Origin of the sequence: Microvirga antarctica (genome assembly GCF_017921815.1) — a bacterium.
GTDB lineage: Bacteria > Pseudomonadota > Alphaproteobacteria > Rhizobiales > Beijerinckiaceae > Microvirga > Microvirga antarctica.
Window position 1 is genome coordinate 1 of the sequence record NZ_JAGEMM010000088.1, and the last position, 290, is coordinate 290.

Annotated in this window: 1 protein-coding gene; it reads left to right on the plus strand. The window is 54.8% G+C overall.

The annotated features are described in order from the left end of the window. On the plus strand, positions 1-290 hold a 290-nt coding region (locus J4G32_RS20975), incomplete at both ends, for a HemK family protein methyltransferase (protein ID WP_210497612.1).

A 290-nucleotide genomic window follows, 5' to 3' on the forward strand; every position in this document is an offset into this window, starting at 1 on the left:
CCAATCCGCTCCGATCTGTTCCGCGATCTGCCGAAAGTTCAGTACGATCTGATTGTCACTAACCCGCCTTATGTCGATGCGGAGGATATGTCCGATCTGCCGAACGAATATCGCCACGAACCTGAGCTGGGGCTGGCGTCCGGCACTGACGGCCTCAAATTGACCCGTCGTATCCTGGGAAATGCGCCGGATTATCTGTCCGATGACGGCGTTCTGATTTGTGAAGTCGGAAACAGCATGGTACATCTGATGGAGCAGTATCCGGATGTGCCGTTCACCTGGCTGGAGTT